Origin of the sequence: Bacillus sp. FSL M8-0071 (genome assembly GCF_037975455.1) — a bacterium.
In the GTDB taxonomy this organism is placed as follows: domain Bacteria; phylum Bacillota; class Bacilli; order Bacillales; family Bacillaceae; genus Bacillus; species Bacillus subtilis.
Genome location: NZ_CP150256.1, coordinates 2063621 through 2082613, shown reverse-complemented (window position 1 = coordinate 2082613; position 18993 = coordinate 2063621). Strand labels below are relative to the sequence as shown.

At 39.9% G+C, this 18993-nt stretch carries 20 protein-coding genes and 1 pseudogene; 13 read left to right on the top strand and 8 right to left on the bottom strand.

All coding sequences use genetic code 11. From position 1 onward, the window contains the following. Positions 1–53: 53 nt before the first annotated feature. Together MKX71_RS10360 and MKX71_RS10355 are read right to left on the bottom strand one after the other, a co-directional pair. Positions 54–1031 (bottom strand): LD-carboxypeptidase, encoded by a 978-nt coding sequence (locus MKX71_RS10360; protein ID WP_038429120.1) that lies wholly within the window; start codon positions 1029–1031, stop codon positions 54–56. 63 nt (positions 1032–1094) lie between these two features. After that, positions 1095–1592 (bottom strand): N-acetyltransferase, encoded by a 498-nt coding sequence (locus MKX71_RS10355; protein WP_015251911.1) that lies wholly within the window; start codon positions 1590–1592, stop codon positions 1095–1097. A gap of 170 nt (positions 1593–1762) precedes the next feature. Here MKX71_RS10355 and MKX71_RS10350 point away from each other — a divergent pair, with 170 nt between their 5' ends. Both MKX71_RS10350 and MKX71_RS10345 read left to right on the top strand, forming a co-directional pair. Continuing rightward, positions 1763–2545 carry a VLRF1 family aeRF1-type release factor gene (locus MKX71_RS10350; RefSeq protein WP_015251912.1) on the top strand — a complete coding sequence of 261 codons (783 nt, stop codon included), beginning with the start codon at positions 1763–1765 and terminating at the stop codon, positions 2543–2545. A gap of 136 nt (positions 2546–2681) precedes the next feature. Next, a complete protein-coding gene (locus tag MKX71_RS10345; protein WP_003231280.1) occupies positions 2682–3218 on the top strand; it encodes a DUF420 domain-containing protein in 537 nt (178 codons plus the stop codon). An 88-nt stretch (positions 3219–3306) separates the two neighbouring features. Here MKX71_RS10345 and MKX71_RS10340 read toward each other — a convergent pair whose 3' ends face one another. Next, the gene (locus MKX71_RS10340; protein WP_032730399.1) at positions 3307–3984 is read right to left on the bottom strand and encodes a lysozyme family protein; all 678 of its coding nucleotides are present in this window, start codon (positions 3982–3984) and stop codon (positions 3307–3309) included. 193 nt (positions 3985–4177) lie between these two features. Here MKX71_RS10340 and czrA point away from each other — a divergent pair, with 193 nt between their 5' ends. Continuing rightward, positions 4178–4501 carry a Zn(II)-responsive metalloregulatory transcriptional repressor CzrA gene (gene czrA / locus MKX71_RS10335; RefSeq protein WP_003231284.1) on the top strand — a complete coding sequence of 108 codons (324 nt, stop codon included), beginning with the start codon at positions 4178–4180 and terminating at the stop codon, positions 4499–4501. A 26-nt stretch (positions 4502–4527) separates the two neighbouring features. Here czrA and csk22 read toward each other — a convergent pair whose 3' ends face one another. Further along, positions 4528–5073, bottom strand: a complete 546-nt coding sequence (gene csk22 / locus MKX71_RS10330) for a mother cell-specific sporulation protein Csk22 (protein WP_113712922.1) — start codon at positions 5071–5073, stop codon at positions 4528–4530. 205 nt (positions 5074–5278) lie between these two features. On the opposite strand from csk22, the gene MKX71_RS10325 reads away from it, so the two are divergent. The 7 genes from MKX71_RS10325 to csaA all read left to right on the top strand — a co-directional run bounded on the left by MKX71_RS10325 (position 5279) and on the right by csaA (position 10073). Continuing rightward, a complete protein-coding gene (locus MKX71_RS10325; protein ID WP_113712923.1) occupies positions 5279–6220 on the top strand; it encodes a YafY family protein in 942 nt (313 codons plus the stop codon). Positions 6221–6273: 53 nt separating this feature from the next. After that, a complete protein-coding gene (locus tag MKX71_RS10320) occupies positions 6274–6756 on the top strand; it encodes a GyrI-like domain-containing protein (protein WP_339230991.1) in 483 nt (160 codons plus the stop codon). Positions 6757–6832: 76 nt separating this feature from the next. After that, positions 6833–7534 (top strand): MBL fold metallo-hydrolase, encoded by a 702-nt coding sequence (locus MKX71_RS10315; RefSeq protein WP_017697554.1) that lies wholly within the window; start codon positions 6833–6835, stop codon positions 7532–7534. Positions 7535–7539: 5 nt separating this feature from the next. Continuing rightward, a complete protein-coding gene (locus tag MKX71_RS10310; RefSeq protein ID WP_015251917.1) occupies positions 7540–8115 on the top strand; it encodes a TetR/AcrR family transcriptional regulator in 576 nt (191 codons plus the stop codon). 77 nt (positions 8116–8192) lie between these two features. Beyond that, on the top strand, positions 8193–8936 hold the full coding sequence (locus tag MKX71_RS10305) for a GNAT family N-acetyltransferase (protein WP_015251918.1): 744 nt from the start codon (positions 8193–8195) through the stop codon (positions 8934–8936). A gap of 14 nt (positions 8937–8950) precedes the next feature. Then, positions 8951–9676, top strand: coding sequence for a helix-turn-helix domain-containing protein (locus MKX71_RS10300; protein ID WP_015251919.1), 726 nt, complete (start codon positions 8951–8953; stop codon positions 9674–9676). A 64-nt stretch (positions 9677–9740) separates the two neighbouring features. Next, complete coding sequence (gene csaA / locus MKX71_RS10295; protein WP_217018426.1) at positions 9741–10073, top strand: chaperone CsaA; 333 nt, start codon at positions 9741–9743, stop codon at positions 10071–10073. A 248-nt stretch (positions 10074–10321) separates the two neighbouring features. On the opposite strand, the gene MKX71_RS10290 is transcribed toward csaA, so the two are convergent. After that, positions 10322–11758, bottom strand: a complete 1437-nt coding sequence (locus MKX71_RS10290; RefSeq protein ID WP_129010207.1) for a flavin monoamine oxidase family protein — start codon at positions 11756–11758, stop codon at positions 10322–10324. Between the two features lie 127 nt (positions 11759–11885). Between MKX71_RS10290 and MKX71_RS10285 the strand changes: the two genes are divergently transcribed. From MKX71_RS10285 to yobK, 3 genes and pseudogenes are all read left to right on the top strand, one after another. Continuing rightward, positions 11886–12443 (top strand): SMI1/KNR4 family protein, encoded by a 558-nt coding sequence (locus MKX71_RS10285; protein WP_339230987.1) that lies wholly within the window; start codon positions 11886–11888, stop codon positions 12441–12443. A 100-nt stretch (positions 12444–12543) separates the two neighbouring features. Further along, positions 12544–14346: pseudogene (yobL, locus tag MKX71_RS10280) on the top strand (LXG family T7SS effector ribonuclease toxin YobL). Positions 14347–14355: 9 nt separating this feature from the next. Continuing rightward, positions 14356–14805: a type VII secretion system immunity protein YobK gene (gene yobK / locus MKX71_RS10275; protein ID WP_339230985.1), complete on the top strand. Its 450-nt coding sequence runs from the start codon at positions 14356–14358 to the stop codon at positions 14803–14805. 290 nt (positions 14806–15095) lie between these two features. Here the strand turns inward: yobK and MKX71_RS10270 are convergent, their stop codons facing one another. The 3 genes from MKX71_RS10270 to MKX71_RS10260 all read right to left on the bottom strand — a co-directional run bounded on the left by MKX71_RS10270 (position 15096) and on the right by MKX71_RS10260 (position 18963). Next, positions 15096–15170 carry a putative holin-like toxin gene (locus MKX71_RS10270; RefSeq protein WP_256683490.1) on the bottom strand — a complete coding sequence of 25 codons (75 nt, stop codon included), beginning with the start codon at positions 15168–15170 and terminating at the stop codon, positions 15096–15098. A 569-nt stretch (positions 15171–15739) separates the two neighbouring features. Beyond that, positions 15740–16708: an ROK family protein gene (locus tag MKX71_RS10265; RefSeq protein ID WP_101172405.1), complete on the bottom strand. Its 969-nt coding sequence runs from the start codon at positions 16706–16708 to the stop codon at positions 15740–15742. Positions 16709–16722: 14 nt separating this feature from the next. Beyond that, positions 16723–18963 (bottom strand): alpha-galactosidase, encoded by a 2241-nt coding sequence (locus MKX71_RS10260; RefSeq protein ID WP_339230982.1) that lies wholly within the window; start codon positions 18961–18963, stop codon positions 16723–16725. Positions 18964–18993: the final 30 nt, after the last annotated feature.

The following is an 18993-nucleotide window of genomic DNA, read 5'->3' as shown; positions in this document are numbered from 1 at the left end:
GGCATGCATAACCGATTGCGCTAAAAAAGCTTGTAAAAAAATTTACAAGCTGATTAATGTTTATCAATCCATATTCGTGATGTACCCGAAATAGCTTCAATCCTGCATGTTCCTCCTATAGGGAACGTGGCAATTGGCGAGGTATGTCCGGCATTTATATTTGCGATGATCGGGATGCCGGATAATTCTTTTTTTGTTTCGATCATGGCTTTTACAAGATCCATTGATACGTTTGATGCTTTCTGAAATCTGCCGATCAAAATCGCCTTTACATGTGAAAAAGCGGGGAGGTGGATGAGTGATTGCAGATCGCGGTCAAACATATGGATGTCTGACATATAATCATCTTCAATCAATAAAATAGTATGTTCTGTTTCGGGAAAATACTCCGTTCCCTGCAGCAAATTAAGCGTGCATAAGTTTCCGCCAATTAAAGTACCTTCCGCATAACCTTCTTGGATTACAACAGGGCCGTTATTAGGATAAAAACGCCTGTTTTCTTGATCCAAAAACCAGCGGTCATCGCTCCACTCACTTGAAGGAAGAATTTCAAACGGGTCGTCCGAAGCGCAGCAAGAAAGAAAATACTCTTGTGTATAATCAAGCCCTTTTTTCATTGCAAATGTTGAGAAGTGGGGGCCTGAATACGTAACAAGACCCGTTTTTCGATAAATTGCGTTGCAAAGAGCGGTTATATCGGAATAGCCGCACAGAATTTTTGGATGTCGTTTGATTTTCTCGTAATCAAGATAACGCAGCAGCTGATTTGAATTAAACCCTCCGAGTGTCGTTAAAATCGCTTTGACGCCTGGATCAAAAAAGGCAGCGTGCAGATCATGGACTCTTGACTCGATAGAGGATGAATCAAATTCATTACATTCATTTGCGTGTTCAGCGATGGTTACCCGATAACCTAAGCGTTCTAACGCCGTTTTTGCTTGGATTTTTGCTTCATTTGATAATATAGACATGCTGGTCGCGGGAGACACGATCCGGATTTCGTCTCCCTTTTTCAGTTTTGAGGCGTACATAGAACCCTCCATCAATGGTTTTTTACCATTACAGCATATATTGGCTCTTTCTTCCAGACTTTTTTACAAATCAACCCACTTAATGCTGCCGGATTGGGTATCATTATCGATACATACTTTGAATTGATGTTTTTCATAAAAGTGAATCAGCCGGTCTACATGATTCCAATCCCGTTTGGCGATGTCTCCGGTGACTTTCGGTATATTGTGGTCTCTTGCTATATCTTTTAAATATTTCATGCAAATGGAACCAAACCCGTGATTCGGAGGGCCTTTTATATCGCCTATATGAATGGCATCGTCCTTGTAAGACGCTACAAGTGAAAAACAGCCTTTTCCTCGGTAAGCCGTTTTACAATCAGTTAGCATAATTTTGCATGTTTGGCCATCATCAATCGAGGAAACAATCATCCACTCATCATGTTTCGATTGATCAATACCAAGCACTTTGGCATCTTTAGATAAATCCTTCATATTCTCCTGCATGCGATAAATTTGAAATTCTAAATCATTTAATTCTTCTTCAAGCTCTTGACGATTTTTTTCTTTAATAGTAAACAAGATCAAACTCCTTTCAAAAATCAGCTTAGAAACACAGTTACCAATTGTATTAGAAGAGAGGCGTATTGTAAACAACAATTCCATTATTACTAGAAATTAGCGGAAAGTCAGGTTTGATCGTTTTTAAGAGAGGAAAAAGAAAACTAACCTGTGAAAAAGGAGGAATCGGAATGGCGATTGATTCATTGATTAACAAATTACAGTATGTCCAATTGGAACCGCCGGATAAAATTCTCTCTCTGTATCTCAATACAGACATGAGAGATCCAGAGCAGCAGGGGGGAGAATGGAAGATTGCCCTAAAGTCAGGATTCAGCCGATTAAAAGAGTATTTGGCAGCTAGTGATCCAGAGGAGGAAAAGTGTCTGGATGGAATCAGGGCTAAAATGAATCAATACTTGAATGCAATGGGAAAAGACATGCCCCGCAGTCTCGTGTTTTTTGTTTCCGACAGCGGCATATGGGAACCTATTAAGCTTCAAGTCCCTGTAGATACAAGATTTTACTGGGAAGAAACAGCTGTCCTGGATCAGCTAAAGGGTTTGCGCCAGGCATACCCAAGTACGGCGTTTATTTTAACTCAGCAGCATGAAGTGAAAATTATTGAAACTGTTTTAGGAAAAATTGAGGCGGTGGAGCGTTATGAGTATGATATGATCAATGAGTCTTGGAAGAATAGCCATTCCGCTGTAGACAAAGCGCCACCATTTGAAGAGAACCGGATGAGGGAACATGTAACAGAGAACCAATCGAGACTGTATAAGCGGCTGGCTGCCAGCCTTGATCAAAAAGCTGCCGCGAAAAGATGGGAACGAATGGTTATTGCCGGGGATAAAGAAACGGCCGATATCTTGGATCAGCATATGAATAAACCCATTCATTCGAAAATTCAAAAGAACCTGCTGAATGAAAATGAACATAAGGTCATTGAACATTTGATAAAAGAGGCGTAAACCTAACAGGCCGGGGCTAATAGCCTCCGGCCTTTGAAGTGTGTCTAATTTCTGACGAAGCAATCGAAACCGTTGACATCTTCTTTGAATTTGCATACGATTTGGATAGCCAGTACAAATTAGGAGAGGTCACCAAATGAACCAAACAGAAAATAAACCGAAAAATTACACGGGGATTGTCCTTACGCTGACAGTTCTGATTAACGGTTTAATCGCAGTGCTGTTTTTTATGCCTAAATTAGATCAGTTCAGCCATGCGAATATTCACATTTTGCCAATGCTGAATGCGATATTCAACAGCTTTACGTTTATCTTCTTATTGGCCGCGCTGATTATGATTAAACAGAAAAATATCAAAGCTCACAAACGCTTTATTTTGGCTGCGTTCACAACAACATTACTATTTTTGATTTGCTATGTGACGTACCACTCGATTGCGGAAAACACGCTCTATGGCGGAGAAGGTATTATGCGCCCGATTTATTTCTTTATTTTAATTACACATATCTGCCTTTCTGCAATTATTGTGCCGCTTGCGCTGTTTACGCTGATCAGAGGCTTCAGCATGCAGGTAGAGCGCCACAAAAAAATTGCGAGATGGACAATGCCTCTATGGCTGTATGTAAGCCTTACAGGCGTTATTGTATATTTGATGATTTCACCGTATTATTAAAAGCCATACTCAGTATGGCTTTTTTACGTGTAAACATGGCAAAAGCCCAAATTCATTTTTGGGCTTTTGTCAGTAAATTGATAGACTCTTATTCATGAGCCTTGGATTCCATGGTTTCAAGTGTTGCAACCTGCAAAGATTCTTCAACAGTTTTTGTTTTTTCTTTTACTTTTTCTGCATACGTATAATCACCGTAGCAATACGGATAGCGGAAATTTTTCGCATTTCCCCCGCAAGTATACAGATCAGGATTTTTTTTGACTTGCTGCTCGGAGTATTGTTTTGCCAATTCCTCAGTATGCGTTCCTCCATGTTCAGCTACAAAATCAATGTAACCTGCCCCCATGTTGTAGCTTTGAATAATGGTATCCAAATCCACGCCTTTTTCCTTACCGGTCTTGTACATGAGGGTAAATTGCTTGATGCCTTGTTTAACACTGAGTTGAGGGTCTGTTATCTCATTGCGTTTTAACCCCAGAGATTCAGAGGACTGCATGGGATCATTGCCTTTTCCTTTTGACTCCTGATACATCATGCCTAATATGAGTGATGTATAATTAGAGAGTCCTTGGCTTTCAAGCTCTTCTTCCACCAAAGGTTTGTAATCGGTTAAACGTTCCAAAACAATCGTTTTCGTATCGATCGGAAGTACTTTGATTAAATCCCGGTTGAAAAAAAGCAGGACCAATAAAAAAGAGGCGATGACAAAGACAAAAATCATCATAAAACCCGCAGCAGCGAAACAGCCTTTTCTCTTTTTCTTCACTGTGTTTCACCCTCAATGTTTGGAGCAGTATGACCTTTTTTATTATGACATAAGACGGTATATCAGACCAAGTAAAAACCTGATTTGAAACATAAATTTAAACTATGAGATTGAAATGGAATACAAGCAGGCTGGTTTGCACTCAAGCGCATTTGTTATAAGATAAAACTATGAATAAAGAAAGGTGATACATATGACTGAATTTAGAGAAACGGAACAATCGGCTGCTGATCTGGACGAGGAGACGCTGTTTCTAGTCGCGCAAACATTCAAAGCGCTTTCTGATCCAACCCGAATCAGGATTCTCCATTTATTGTCCCAGGGTGAGCATGCTGTAAACGGAATTGCAGAAAAGCTGAATTTACTGCAATCCACCGTGTCCCACCAGCTTAGATTTTTGAAAAATCTTCGGCTTGTCAAATCGCGCAGAGAAGGAACATCGATTTATTACTCTCCGGAGGATGAACATGTTTTAGATGTTCTTCAGCAAATGATCCATCATACACAGCATGATTGAAAAAGACATCCTTGCTTAACTCGCTGTTAGCGGGCAAGGATGTCTTTTTCTTTATTGTATTCGTGCTGTTCGAGTTCGTTTCTGCTGAGCTTGATGACAAAAGAAGAAAAACCGATATAATAAACGGCTATCAGAAAACAGACGCCAATTGTCAGAGGGTCCGTTCCGATTGACTGACTGTATGATCCAAGGCTGTTTAGATCAGGTGAGGTAAGATAAAGCTCCGTCACTCGATACAGAAATCTTGATAGAAATAAAGTTAAGAGAATCACCTCTACCCAAATATGAGTCCGAAAATAGATCTTTCCTCTGCGTTTTTCAAAGGAGATGTTTTTCTTAGCGAAAAAGACAAGGAGCCATCCGCCAAGAATGCCCAAAATGAGATATCCATATAAAAAAGGGTGAATGGCGCTGAAGATTGAAAGGCCAAAAGCAAACAGCGAGAAAAGAATGGTACGGGTGAACAGCCAGCGGGGCTTCAGCGGCTGGTATCCGATGGACCTTTTAATTTTTTTATACAGAAAAAAGATGATGATCATGGCAGGATAAACGCTCTGAAGTGTAAGATGCATGATGTGAAATCCCCTCCGTTGAGAAGTGTATGCTTATCCGGTCAGAAATAGTAGCTGAAATAAATACTGAACACAAAAAAGAAGGGGAAACCCCTGTTTTCATAGCATATGCGAGGTGTATTCCGCCGCATAATAGATATGCCCAAGCTTTATCAAAATGTTATGATTGTTTTGTTGGAAAATACAAGAAGAAAAGGTGCGCAGAATGAAACTGGAACGTTTGTTAGCGATGGTTGTGTTATTGATCAGCAAAAAACAAGTGCAGGCTGCAGAGCTTGCTGAGCTGTTTGAAGTATCTGTCAGAACAATTTACCGTGATATTGAGACGATCAATAGGGCTGGTATTCCGATTGTGACCTCACAGGGTTCCGGGGGCGGAATTGGCATTATGGAAACGTATCGGCTTGAAAGAGAGTGGCTGAAGGAGGAGGAATTGTTTGCAATTGCTTCCGCTTTGCAAAGCGTTTCATCTATGTATGAACCCGTTTCTCACAGCACAGCCTATCAAAAAATCAAACACCTTATACCTGAGCAATCTGCTCAAGCATTTAAGCACCAAACAGAAAAATGGTTTATTGACATGACGGCATGGGGCCATACCGAGGATCAAAAGACGCTTCGTGAGAAAATCAGCGCCGCCATCGATCGGTTGTCAACGATATCTTTTACATATACAAGCGCAAGCGGGGAAACTCTTCTTCGTGAAACTGAACCTTATACATTGGTTTGCAAGGCGGGGCACTGGTATTTATACGCTTATTGCTTGGTGAGAAATGATTTTCGTTTTTTTAAACTAAACCGGATGAAAGATCTGGCCATCTTACATCAGACCTTTATCAGAAAAGACATTCAGCTGGACACTTTGCCATGGGATAAGAGTTGGTACCAAAAGGACCGTTTAACTGAATTGGTTATTCTTGTTCAGCCGGCAGCACGTCAGCGCATAGGTGAATGGTTCGGATATGATGTCCTTCACTGTTGTGAGGAAGATAAAATCTGCCAGGCGGTGATTTCACTTCCAGAAGATCAATGGCTGATCGGTTTTTTGCTCCAGTTCGGAAAGGATATTGAGGTTCTGCAGCCTCTTCATATACGGGATAAAGTAAAAGAAACCATTCATCACATGCAAAAAATATATGAAACCTGACACACTGCTGTCAGGTTTCTTTGTCTATAATCTTAAAAAAAGGAGGAGATCGTATGGGCTTTTCACATATAACACACTTAGACCGGAAACGATTTGCCGGACTGTCACAACGGACAAGCAACGCACTGGAAATGACGGAAGAAAGGAGGATTCCGGCACTGTGGGATCAATTCTGGAAGCAGGATATGAGCGCTCTTTTATCACAGGCTGAAAAAGACCAGAGCATTATTGCCTTATATTCGAATTATGAACAAGAGACGAATGGGTTTTATACGTTTTCAGTCGGAACGTTTCAGGAATACGACAACATTCTTCGGGGACCATATGAAAACATTGATTTGCCGGCTTCCGCTTACGCCGTTTTCACTTCCAGAATCGGCCCTATTGAAGAGATTGTGCTTGAAACGTGGAAGGAAATTTGGACTTGGGATAAGCGGCATCTGCGCACGTTTACAGGTGACTTTGAGATGTATGATCAAAATGCCGCAGTGCCACAGCGAGCACAAGTTAACATTTATGTAGCGATAAAAAAATAATAAACTCTTGAAAAACTAATGGTGTTAGTTAATAATAAAACTAACACCATTAGTTTTTGTTAGGAGGAATAAAAAGATGAGAATGACTCAGTACCAAACGGTTTGGCAGCTGACTTTTTTTCCAGCATTGTTTCCGGTTAATTGCTATTTAGTAGAGGAAGAAAACGAAGTCACCCTTATTGATGCCGCACTGCCAGGCAGCTATAAAGGGATTATTCAAGCTGTGAATCAACTTGGAAAACCGCTTCAGCATATTTTACTGACTCATGCACATGGGGACCATGTCGGATCACTGGATACATTGGCACAAACATTTCCGCATGCAAAGGTCATGATCTCGGAACGGGATTCATTCTTGCTCCAAGGTGACACATCCTTGCGGCAAGATGAGCCGCAGACGCCTATAAAAGGAGGTATTCCGAAACACATACAAACAAAGCCTCACCAACTGCTGACGGGCGGTGAAACAATTGGTTCTCTGCTTGCCATTCCAACACCGGGCCATACACCGGGCAGCATGTCATTTCTTGATACAAGAAACGGCACTTTAATAGCAGGAGATGCGTTTCAGTTGCGCGGAGGAATCGCTGTATCAGGTCAGATAAAATGGACGTTTCCTTTTCCCGCTTTCGCCACATGGAATAAGGAGGAGGCCATCAAAAGTGCACAATTGCTCGCAGATAAGGCGCCTTCCTGTCTCGCTGTCGGACATGGAAAATTCCTGCGATCACCTTCAGAGCGGATGAGACAGGCGATCCAAAAAGCAAAGAAAGGATGATGAGCATGTCACCGAGAATAGGTTTGACCCAAAAAATGATTGTAGACGCTGCAGCAGAGATTGCCGATCAGGAAGGATTGAATAGTGTCACTCTTGCCGCTCTGTCTAAAAAAATGAATGTGCGCTCTCCGTCGCTGTATAATCATATCAACGGGCTGCAAGCGATCAGAACAGAACTTGCTGTCAGAGGACTGACAAAGCTTTTTGATCAAATGGCGGACTCCGTAACCGAACGAAAGGGAGATTCCGCTATGCTTTCTTTAGCACATGCATATGTTGATTTTGCAATTGAAAATCCCGGATATTATGAAGCGGCTCTTCTTAAGGTTCAGGACAAACGGACGGAAATCGTCTCTGACCAAATTGTCTGTCTTGTGACGAAGCTGCTCATTGAAAACGGCTATGCAAGTGAAAAGACTGCCATTCATGCGACAAGGGGGCTCAGAAGCCTGCTGCATGGCTTTACTGTTTTAATCGCAAAAGAAGCATTTGAACGTGAGGAGGACATTTTAGAAAGCCTGTCATTTTCAATTCGGACATTTTTGTCAGGATTATTAGTAAACAATAAAAATATTATGTAAACAAATAAATAGATGTCTTATATTTCTGAATATTGTATAATATCAAGGGAGTATACATAGGGGAGAGGCATTATGCAATGGATGACATTCACAAGATTGAACGGTTAGCGGCAGCTTCATGGCCGGCTTATTTTCAAAAAAGCGTAGGGCAATGGCTTCTCAGAGCGAATTTTGGCGTAACCAAAAGGGCAAATAGCGTATGGACTTCTGCGGATATGCCTGAAGGGAATTTTCAGCTAGAGGCCGAACTTTTTTATCAAAGTTTAGGCTTACCTGTTTGTTTTCATATTAGCAACGCATCACCGAAAGGGCTTGATGACGCTTTGGCAGACAGCCGTTATGAAAAGGTAGACGAGTGCTTCCAGATGACAGCATTGTGCCGGTCAATTATGAGCCGAACAAATGACAACAGCCGATTTACATACAAGTGGGAACAAGAGCCATCATCTGTTTGGATAGATGAATTTATTCAATTAGAAGGGTTTTCACCCGAGCGTCACAAAGGTTACAAACACATTTTCGAACGCATGCCGCCGTGTAAAACTTTTTTCAAGATGTATGACAAAGAAAGCCTGACAGCGCTTGGCACGGTTTCTGTCATTGATGGTTATGGCGGACTTAGTAATATCGTTGTAGCTGAGGAGCACAGAGGAAAAGGGGCAGGAACCCAAGTGATCAGGGTGTTGACTGAATGGGCAAAAAACAACGGAGCGGAACGCATGTTTTTACAAGTGATGAAAGAAAATCTGGCGGCAGTTTCTTTATATGAAAAAATCGGATTTTCGCCTATATCGGAACACCATTACCGGATTAAAAGATGACCAAAGGAAGGGGTTTGCTGATGGACTCGCTTCAAGAGATGATTTGCGAAAAACGGACATACACACACCTTTATCATTCACATAAGCACGCATACAGCCAATTTCTTTTTCCGCTTGAAGGGAGTATTGATCTTGAGACTGAAGAGCGCCAGGTGAAATTAAAGCCAGATCATTTTTTATATATTCCGCCGGAGTGTGAGCATCGTTTCCGTTCTATCGGAAGAAATGAATGTCTTGTACTGGATGTTCCGCTTCATGCAATGAAAATTGATGAGTATCGTGCAGGATCAGGAATTGAAGCTGCCCTCGATCCTTTCTGGTCTTCGATCAGGTATTTGCTGACAGAGGAAGCAAAGGCCGGAACAGCCAACTCGCTTCATATGCTAGTACAATACATAAAAGAAAAGCTTCAATCCCATAGCTATGCCTCAATTGCATACATTCACAGCCATTTATTTGAGCGGCTGACGATTAAGAAGCTGGCAGAAATCGAGCATTATCACCCAGCTTACTATTCAAGCTGGTTCAAAAAACAGACAGGGAAGTCCCCGCAGAACTATATTGCCGACCTTCGCCTTGAGGAAGCAAAACGAATGCTGATGGAGAGAAATGAAACCCTTACCGTCGTGAGCGAGGCGCTGGGCTTTCAAAACCTTTCTTCTTTTACAAGATGGTTCACGAAAAGCACAGGAATGCCGCCCCGCCTGTATCGAAACACCTTATATTCGGATAAAAAATGATGGCTCTTTAGTTAAAAGAATATTGTATATCTCCTTTACAATAGGAGAAAAAGGAGTTATTGATATGGCAGTTATTGAAGACTTTGAGAAATTGGATATCAGAACGGGAACAATTGTAAAAGCGGAAGAATTTTCTGAAGCAAGAGTACCGGCAATCAAGCTTGTGATAGATTTTGGGACTGAAATCGGCTTAAAACAATCGAGCGCACAAATCACGAAGCGTTACAAGCCGGAAGATCTCGTCAACAAGCGAGTCATAGCAGTCGTGAACTTTCCGCCCCGCCGGATCGCCGGATTTAAATCGGAAGTCTTGGTCCTCGGCGGCATACCCGGCCAGGGCGACGTCGTCCTTTTGCAGCCGGATCAGCCTGTTCCAAACGGCACAAAAATCGGATAACGCAAAAAAAGACGTTTGCCTAGGGCAAACGTCTTTTGCGTATTGAGGCGATGCACCACACGCCACATTCGTGTGTGCCGTAAGGCATGTACATCGGCTTACACAATTCAGCTCATCGCTATATGAATATAGCATGGAGGGCGAAGGAATGCAAGGATTACTTTGTTATTGTGATTGAATTTGTCCGTCTAATCAAGATCTTATTATATGAAATGTAATAATCTTTTAGTACAGAAGGTGAGCATGAACTAAGGTAAGCGATTGACCTCATAAGCAACACGTATTCCAGATTCAATCGCGCCTTGCATCCACGCATGAGTGAGTGAGGCGTGTTCTCCGGCGAAATGAATTCTGCCCTCAGGGACAGGAATATAGGGATACAGCTCTAATTCTTGTCCTGGTTCGAAAGCTGTAAAACCTCCCGCAGAATACGGGTACTGGCTCCAGCTAAAAGAAGTGCCAGACACAAATTCAGACCACACAATATCACCATAGATTTCAGATAAATCCAGTAAAGTATACTGGATACGCTCTCCTTCTGAAAGACTGTCCCATATTAGTGCCTCATCAGCCCAAGTATAACTCGCCAGAATGACGGCATGTCCATTTGCTCCAATATTTCTGCTTGGATAATATGAAAAACGAATCGGAAGATCAGTAATAGATTTGCCGCCGCGCTGACCGGCTTTTTCCCAAAATCGGCTTTTAAACTCTATGCCGATTTTTGTTGCACTGATATAGTTTAGCTCACGGATGGCCCTCCGTTTATAGTAAGAGAATGAATGGTATGGTTCGACTTTTACAAATCGCAATGTTGAAAAAGGAATGGTTACAATAGCGAGATCTGCTGTGAACGATGCAAATTCTGCCGTTTGTTGATGCTGACAATGGATCGTAACACTATTTTCACCCTGAGACATTTTCATCATTTTTTGATGGTATAGAATGTTTGTTTTTAATTGAGGAAGAAACGCGTGAGGCAGCAGATCCATACCGCCAGTTATCTCATAGAAGTGAGCGGGCGATGAAAAAAAGATAGATTCCCGCAATACTTCAACAAGGGACATCCCCATATACGCTTCCATATCCAAAAGTACACCGATCATATCGATCGCGCCATATGAAAAATACGTGTTTAAAAAAGAGCTTAACGAATGATTTTTGTATTGTTCTTCGACAATCCGCCAATTTCTCGCTGGATTTTGATTGATAAAATTTAGAATAGGCTGCAGTAAAGAAAGCAACAGCTCTTCAGACGTTTTCCCTTGTTCATTTGGTGCAACTGGATATCTCAATATTCCAGGAGCTCGTTCAAAAACTTGGAGACGTGTTTTGATTCCATTTGCATAAATGATGTCCATCGGGGTTCTGTTGATAAATACATTTGTTGGCAATTTGAATTTTTTGATATATTCTAAGGTTAACGAATGGTTATTCGGTATGCGCATCGGGCCAGCGTTGAAATACAAATCATCACTAAAGGGAGATCTCAAAGTGCAGACACGGCCGCCCGCTCTGCCGCTCGCTTCGAGAATTGTTACTCTGTGACCGGCATTTTTCAACAAAGATGCTGATACAAGCCCGGACAATCCAGCTCCTATAACAAGAATGTGCTTTGGATGCTGCGATGCGCTAAGGCCATTTCTAATGATCTTTACCATGTCATCATTCATTAGAGAATTCAATTTTTGGAGGCACCTCTTTTTAGAATTTATTGCATTATATTCACTGAAAAGAGCACCTATCACGATCTGTTCACATCTTTTGGAATTTGAAAGGTTATTGTTAAAAGGAAATAAAGGGGTGATGTATGTGACTAACTTTGTTCATAAGACGGTAAATGGCTTGAAAAGTCTTTTAGATGAAAAAGGAGCCATTCAATTGTTTTGTTCTGAAGGAGATATCATGGAGTTCCTTGTTACATTTTCACAGGACAAAGCAACCCTTAACGACATTCAAAGTTTTGAAGCTAAACATCAGATTACCCTTCCAGAGGATTATCAGAAGTTCATGACACTACATAACGGTGCGAAAATTTTTGAAATTCTTTCTGATGGGGAGAATATAGGTGGAGGACTTCAGCTATTTAGCCTTGAAGAGATTGAAGAGGAGTTAAAATATGAGGATTTGTTTGAAGATATCAATGGTATTCCAATTGGCTACTTATTGGAAGAATGCCATTTAATGATCGATAAAGATAAAGTGAACGAAGGTGATCCCAACTATCTCTATATATTTGAAAGTGGTTTAGAATATAATCCATTAAATGTAAACTTTGAAATATTTTTAGACCGGTATATATTGGCCAATGGAGAACCTTTTTGGGATTGGCGCTACTATACCGCAGAAAATTATTATAGAACAAGATAGTGTGTGATGTTTAAGACAGTCATTTTGGCTGTCTTTTTCTGTTATTCAATTAGATTACTGTGGTAAAATTTACATAGAGTAGTCTGGGAAGGAGAATGATATGAAGGTATTTGAGGCTGATTCATTACTCTTTGAAGCGGATAAAAGAACCAAAGAGTATAAGGAACTAAGGTCGCAAATGGTAAAGCTCAAAAAAGCGTTTAAGGAAGTAGCTGACCTAGATGACAGTGAGTTTTCAGGCAAGGGTGCTGACAACATTAAAACATTTTATCATGGTCATGTTGGTGTTACAGATCAATAGATTGATTTAATTGACATGAAAATTGCTTTCTTAAGCAGCATGTCTGCAAAACTTGAAGATGCGAAGATGTCTGATGCTTACATAGAAGAATCTTTTTTAGAACATGAACTTGTAAATGCATACACAAAATCAAAATCCATTATGTCTGAACAAAAGAAAGCGATGAAAGACATTCTGAATGACATCAATGATATTCTTCCAATTGAAATATTCTCAACAGAAGACTTCAAAGACAAACTTTCTTCTGCAGATGACAAACGTGAAAAAACAATCGATAAGCTAAACAAGCTTGATGAGGATTTAAAAACAGAATACGCTGAAACAGAACCAAACGAACAATTTATTCAGCAAGACTTTAAAAAGCTGCAGGAATCAACAGGCAAAGGAAAAAACGCTACACCAATTCACTATAACGCTAAAGCGTACAGAGAAAGTGACATACATAAGAAAAAAGGCGATATTGAAAAGCATTCTGAAGCTTACTTAAGTGTGAAGAAAGAAGAAGCAAAGGAACGTGAAATCAAGGAATTAAAGAAAAAACTTAATGACGGTGTATCTGACCCCGATGAATATTTAGAGATTGCTAAGAAAGTAGGGTACGAGAATCTGGAGCCAACTCAAGTGCAGCTTGCAGTGCAAATTGAACAAGCAAAGCAGCTAGAAGGAGCAGGAGAAATCACCTGGGACATCGTAAAAGGTGTAGGAGTAGGCTTATATGATGTTGGCAAAGACACTGAAACTGGCATATGGGATTTCATCACCGATCCGGGAGAAACACTCTCAGCACTGGGGAATGCAGTTATTCATCCAGTGAAAACATATGACGCTATTTCAGCAGCAATAGAAGAGTCATATCAAAAAGATATGGTGAATGTGGATGCCTATTCTAGATCAAGGTGGGTAACCTATGCTGTTGGTTCAGTGGCTGTAGCTGTTTTTGGAACCAAAGGTGCAGGAGCCATTAACAAAGCAGATGCAGCGGGCAAGGTAATAAATAAAGCAAGTCAAGCAGGAAAGAAAATTAAGGATGTCAACATTTCAGATTTGTTGCCTTACAACCCTAAGTATAAGCTTGCTCTAGCTGATAACATACCATACAATGTGGTTGATAGCCAAAACCTTAAGAATGAACTTTTGACTAATGCGAAGAAAATACCGGATGGAACAAGAAAACCGTTTACTGGCCAAAAGATAAGCCCCCCTTGGCTAAATAAAGAAAAGTATGATGCATATGAAATAGAGGGGAAGGTAAAGGCGAAGGGGAAAGTTAAAGATGTAAGCCGTAGAGTGTATACTATGAAAGATATTGATATTAATCAAAAAACAGAATTCGGTGTTACAAATCTTCAGCTAATGAAAAACGGGAATGCCCCTTATGCAAAAGACGGTACACAGATTAATTTACATCACTTGATTCAAGAAGAACCTGGCCCAATGCTTGAAATCCCGAACAGCTTACATACAAAATATAGTGATGTCATTCATCAGCTTAAGTCTGATGGTGAAAGTTTTAGAAATGATAAGGTTTTAAAAGCACAATACGAGAGCTTTAGAAAGAGATATTGGAAATGGAGAGCGAAACAATTTGAAAATGAGAATTGAGGTGTTTATATGATTTATTCGAAGGTTGAGAACTTTATTAATGAAAATAAACAAAATGCTATATTTACAGAAGGTGCAAGTCATGAAAACATTGGTCGCATTGAAGAAAACCTCCAATGCGATCTCCCCAACAGTTATAAATGGTTTTTAGAAAAATACGGTGCTGGTGGTTTATTCGGCGTTTTGGTTTTAGGCTACAACTTTGATCATGCATCAGTTGTAAATAGAACTAATGAATATAAAGAACACTATGGCCTTACTGATGGACTTGTGGTTATTGAAGATGTTGATTACTTTGCTTACTGTCTAGATACAAATAAAATGAAAGACGGAGAATGCCCTGTAGTTGAATGGGATAGGGTAGTTGGTTATCAAGATACTGTTGCAGAAAGCTTTATTGAATTTTTTTATAATAAGATTCAGGAAGCGAAAGATGATTGGGGAGAGGATGAAGACTAGGACGATTAAGTAAAAATATTGCAATTGCTCAATAGATACACTTGAGTTGCACATCCTCAATCTAAATAAAATAATGGTTTTATCCATAAAGCAATTGTATTCAAATAACATTTCGATATGGTTATAATTAGGATAAGGATTATGCTTTTTAAGGTATAAAAAATGCATAAAATAAAAAGACTAGGGTGCTATCAACACCCCGTCTCTGTACTAAAGCTACCCACTAAAGGGCTTGCTCGATGTGATTTCTTGGTAGACCTATCCCTTCAGGTTCTTAGGCTCAAGGAGGTCTATTTTTTATTTATATATGTCAACAGAGCAATTACAAATGACCCGAATGCAAGCATTAGCATTAATGCCTGGATGTTGACATAGCCTCACCCTCTTTCATAGGGGATGAGCAAGACTCCCTTGAGTGAGAAAATTAATGTACAGGAAAAAATATACTATACATAAATGTTCTTGTCGTTATAATTCCATAATAAATTACCAATGTGAAATGGACGTGCTTTAATGCAAGTTCTTCTTTATTTCTAATCCTAAAAAACTCATCCAACAGTATAAAAATAAGCCAAAAAATCAGCTTTTAATAAAATCAGAGATTTTGGCCATTAAAATTGGACAAGGAATCTTTTTTATAAATCCTAAATATTAATTATATTTTAATAAATAATTTGGTCCTTGAGTTGCTTAAAATATTCATCTGCTGCTTCTTTTGATTCAAGAAGTTCCATACTTAATAACACATTCACCTCGTTCTACACCTTCAAAATATGACGTCTCGTGACCTGATTCTTGAGCAAATTTTTTTCTGACTGGGTAATATTAGGGATGATTTGTAAGGAATATAAAGATTTAAAAGAATAGTTTTTATCCCAATTGTCTTGGGGACAGCCATTGGCTTGTAACTAATTTCGTAAAAGAAGCTCTGCATTTATGCAGGACTTCTGTCGTAAGTTTCATGGTCAGTATCAGGCATTGTTCTTTTCCAGTCTATATCTCGACACTGAAAGTAATGGAATAAAGCACCGAGAAGATTAGCATCATTTCCAAATTTGCATGCTTCTATTATTGGACGTACTTTTGCACCCTGCAATGAATTCATTATGATATCAATTTTTTTATTTATTTGTTTGATAAGATTTTCATTGCTGCTGACTGCGCCGCCAATAATAATTTTCTCCGGATCATAAACATACTGGAGGTTGAAAATACCCTTAGCTAAAGATAAATGAAAATCATCGATGGCTTTCATGCACTCCCGATCACCTGCTTCAGCTGCTGCAAATACTTGTTTTCCATCTAAATTCGATACATCGATTCCTTTAATTTCTGCAACCCGACGAACGAGAGCACCTATTGCAGCTAATTCACTCCATGTCCGGAAAGAAATATTGTTTATATCATCAACAGTATCCATGATCATATTGCCGAATTCTCCGCTGTGCAAGTTAGCTCCTTTATGAACTTTTCGGTCTATTACAACTGCACCGCCGATTCCAGAACCGATTACTACAAATAAAACATCATTGTTACCTACAGCTGTACCTTTCCAAACCTCACATAAAGCCGCACAGTTTGCATCATTTTCGATTTCAACTGGCAAACCGCTTTTGTTTTGAATTATTTCTTTTATATTAGGGCCGTGTATACAAGGAAGGGCACTGGTTCCCCCTATAATGCCGGTGTCGCTATTAACTCCCCCAGGACTGCTGAGAGCAATCCCGGAAATCTGGTACTTATCTTGATTTTTTCTCGTTACTTGTAACAATTCAGAGATGAACTTTTCAAAATCAAGGGGTGAAGAAGGAAATGAACCCCTGGTAAGAAAATCACCATTTTCATTAATAACAGCATATTTAATCGCACTGCCGCCTATATCAAAAACCATGTAATTATTCATAGGTATCCCCCTTTTTACAACGCAGTTTCTACTTCCTTCAGTACAAATATCTCGGAAGAGAAGTCACCTGGCAACTCCCTTTGCCAATATTCATAAGCGCGGTCTGTGTAGTCCTCAGCTAAAATAATTCCTATATTCATTAATTCATCACCGTAATGATTGCTGCCCCGCTCTTTAATATGATAAAGTTTCTCAGGGTTTAGGCCTTTTAATTTAATACGGTAGTATTTATCGTTTGGTTTTGCGAGGATCTTATAATATCCCACGATTGCTTCTCTTTGATCTTCTGATACAATCATCCAAGACACTTCGTTGGATTCAAAAGGGTTTTGCAGCCGGTAAAACTGTCCGTTACGAATTAGATTGCGTTTTTCTTTAAAGAAGGAAACCTGTTCTTTCACTTTTCTTTTTTCTTCATCATTTAGTTTTGTTACATCAAGTTCGTAGCCAAATGTGCCGAAATAGGCAACATTTGCCCGAGATTCAATCGGTGTGGTCCTGCCGACCTGATGGTTCGGAACAGCCGAAACGTGGCTTCCTATAGAATTTAGTGGATAAACCATAGAAGTCCCATATTGAATTTTTAATCGTTCAACTGCATCTGTGTCATCACTGGCCCAAGCTTGGGGAGCATAATATAGCATCCCCGGATCAAAACGAGCTCCTCCTCCTGCACAAGATTCAAACAAAATTTGTGGATGTTTTTGGATTAAACGCTCGTAAAGACTATAGACTCCTAGAATATACCGATGATAAACCTCCCCTTGTTGATCTGCAGCCAGGCTCATTGAATAAGCTTCTGTAATATACCGGTTCATATCCCATTTGATGTAGCTTATTTTTGTACCCGTGATAATCTCATCCATGAGCGAGAAGATATGATCGACCACTTCTTCTCTTGTAAAATCCAAAATAAACTGGTTGCGGCCATGTGAAGGCGAGCGGCCAGGAGTGGCGATAATCCAATTCGGATGTTCATTTAATAGCTTTGTACCTTTGCATACCATCTCTGGCTCAAACCACAAGCCGAATTTTAACCCTAATACATCTATTTTTTCAGATAAGCCTTTAATGCCAGTTGGCAATTTTTCTTTGTTTGTGAACCAGTCCCCAAGTGAACTTGTATCATCATGTCTTTCTCCAAACCAGCCATCATCCAAAACGAATAGCTCAATTCCTAAGTCCTTGGCCGCCTTGGCAATTGTTAAGATTTTTTCTTCATTGAAATTAAAATACGTGGCTTCCCAGTTGTTAATTAAGATAGGGCGGTCTTTATCACGCCAATTTCCCCTAACCAACCTTGTACGGTAAAGCTCATGAAATGTTTGACTCATTCCGTTTAATCCTTGGTCAGAAAACACCATAACACATTCAGGGGTTTGGAAGAATTCTTTTGAATTTAATTTCCACTTAAAACAGAAAGGATTAATTCCCATCATTACCCGGGTTACACTATATGCGTCTACTTCAACCTGGGCTAAAAAGTTACCGCTGTATACCAGGCTGAATCCATATACATCACCGGTGTGTTCAGTGGTATCCGGCCGCTTCAAAGCAAGAAAAGGATTGTGGACATGGCTGCTGGCACCTCTCGTGCTATAGACAGATTGGATTCCTTTTGATATTTTTTGCACTTCCATGTGAGCTTCACGGGCCCAAGCTCCTGCTAGATGAACCATTTCATAGTTGTCGTCTGGGAAATCAACATTCATGCTCATAGCATTATTAAGATAAAATGCTTCCTCACCGGTATTGATAAATCTAGAATTTCGGCAAATAACACTTCTATCCGCATAAATAGAATAACTTAAAATTAATTTGCTCTTTAAAGTATGATCCACTAATGTGATTTCGATGGTCTCCGCTTCACTCTCATTTTCTACATAAGTCGCAGGCAATTGATTGAGTAGGGGCTTTCCTTGAATAATTTCATAGCTTTCAAACTGAAAATTTGTAACATGGCTGCCTGCATCATTTGTTATCATATGGGCGGGATATCGATAGTCTGTAGTTCCAAAACTTGGGTATTCTTGTTTTATATGTTCTAATGATGAAGTGTGATCGCCTTCAAACATATTGCAAGAAGGTCTTATTTCGCGCTCAATAAGATGCTTAAATGACTCCCGGTGTTTTATTTTTTTCCCATAATACAGGTGCTCTAGTTGCTTGCTTTTTTCTAACACCCTAAAAATATAACTAATATTTCGGTTGAAAAGATGAAATTCTTTCGTTTCCTCATTGACCTTAATCGGCATTACTATTCACCACTCCTTACTAATAATAAA

Bases quoted from the DNA above. Each gene is read 5' to 3' on its own strand.
- csk22 (WP_113712922.1), bottom strand. From the start codon at position 5,073: ATGCATCTTACACTTCAGAGCGTTTATCCTGCCATGATCATCATCTTT.
- czrA (WP_003231284.1), top strand. From the start codon at position 4,178: ATGACTGAATTTAGAGAAACGGAACAATCGGCTGCTGATCTGGACGAG.
- MKX71_RS10310 (WP_015251917.1), top strand. From the start codon at position 7,540: ATGTCACCGAGAATAGGTTTGACCCAAAAAATGATTGTAGACGCTGCA.
- MKX71_RS10260 (WP_339230982.1), bottom strand. From the start codon at position 18,963: ATGCCGATTAAGGTCAATGAGGAAACGAAAGAATTTCATCTTTTCAAC.
- MKX71_RS10325 (WP_113712923.1), top strand. From the start codon at position 5,279: ATGAAACTGGAACGTTTGTTAGCGATGGTTGTGTTATTGATCAGCAAA.
- MKX71_RS10265 (WP_101172405.1), bottom strand. From the start codon at position 16,708: ATGAATAATTACATGGTTTTTGATATAGGCGGCAGTGCGATTAAATAT.
- MKX71_RS10360 (WP_038429120.1), bottom strand. From the start codon at position 1,031: ATGTACGCCTCAAAACTGAAAAAGGGAGACGAAATCCGGATCGTGTCT.
- csaA (WP_217018426.1), top strand. From the start codon at position 9,741: ATGGCAGTTATTGAAGACTTTGAGAAATTGGATATCAGAACGGGAACA.
- MKX71_RS10305 (WP_015251918.1), top strand. From the start codon at position 8,193: ATGGATGACATTCACAAGATTGAACGGTTAGCGGCAGCTTCATGGCCG.
- MKX71_RS10350 (WP_015251912.1), top strand. From the start codon at position 1,763: ATGGCGATTGATTCATTGATTAACAAATTACAGTATGTCCAATTGGAA.
- MKX71_RS10315 (WP_017697554.1), top strand. From the start codon at position 6,833: ATGAGAATGACTCAGTACCAAACGGTTTGGCAGCTGACTTTTTTTCCA.
- MKX71_RS10320 (WP_339230991.1), top strand. From the start codon at position 6,274: ATGGGCTTTTCACATATAACACACTTAGACCGGAAACGATTTGCCGGA.
- MKX71_RS10345 (WP_003231280.1), top strand. From the start codon at position 2,682: ATGAACCAAACAGAAAATAAACCGAAAAATTACACGGGGATTGTCCTT.
- yobK (WP_339230985.1), top strand. From the start codon at position 14,356: ATGATTTATTCGAAGGTTGAGAACTTTATTAATGAAAATAAACAAAAT.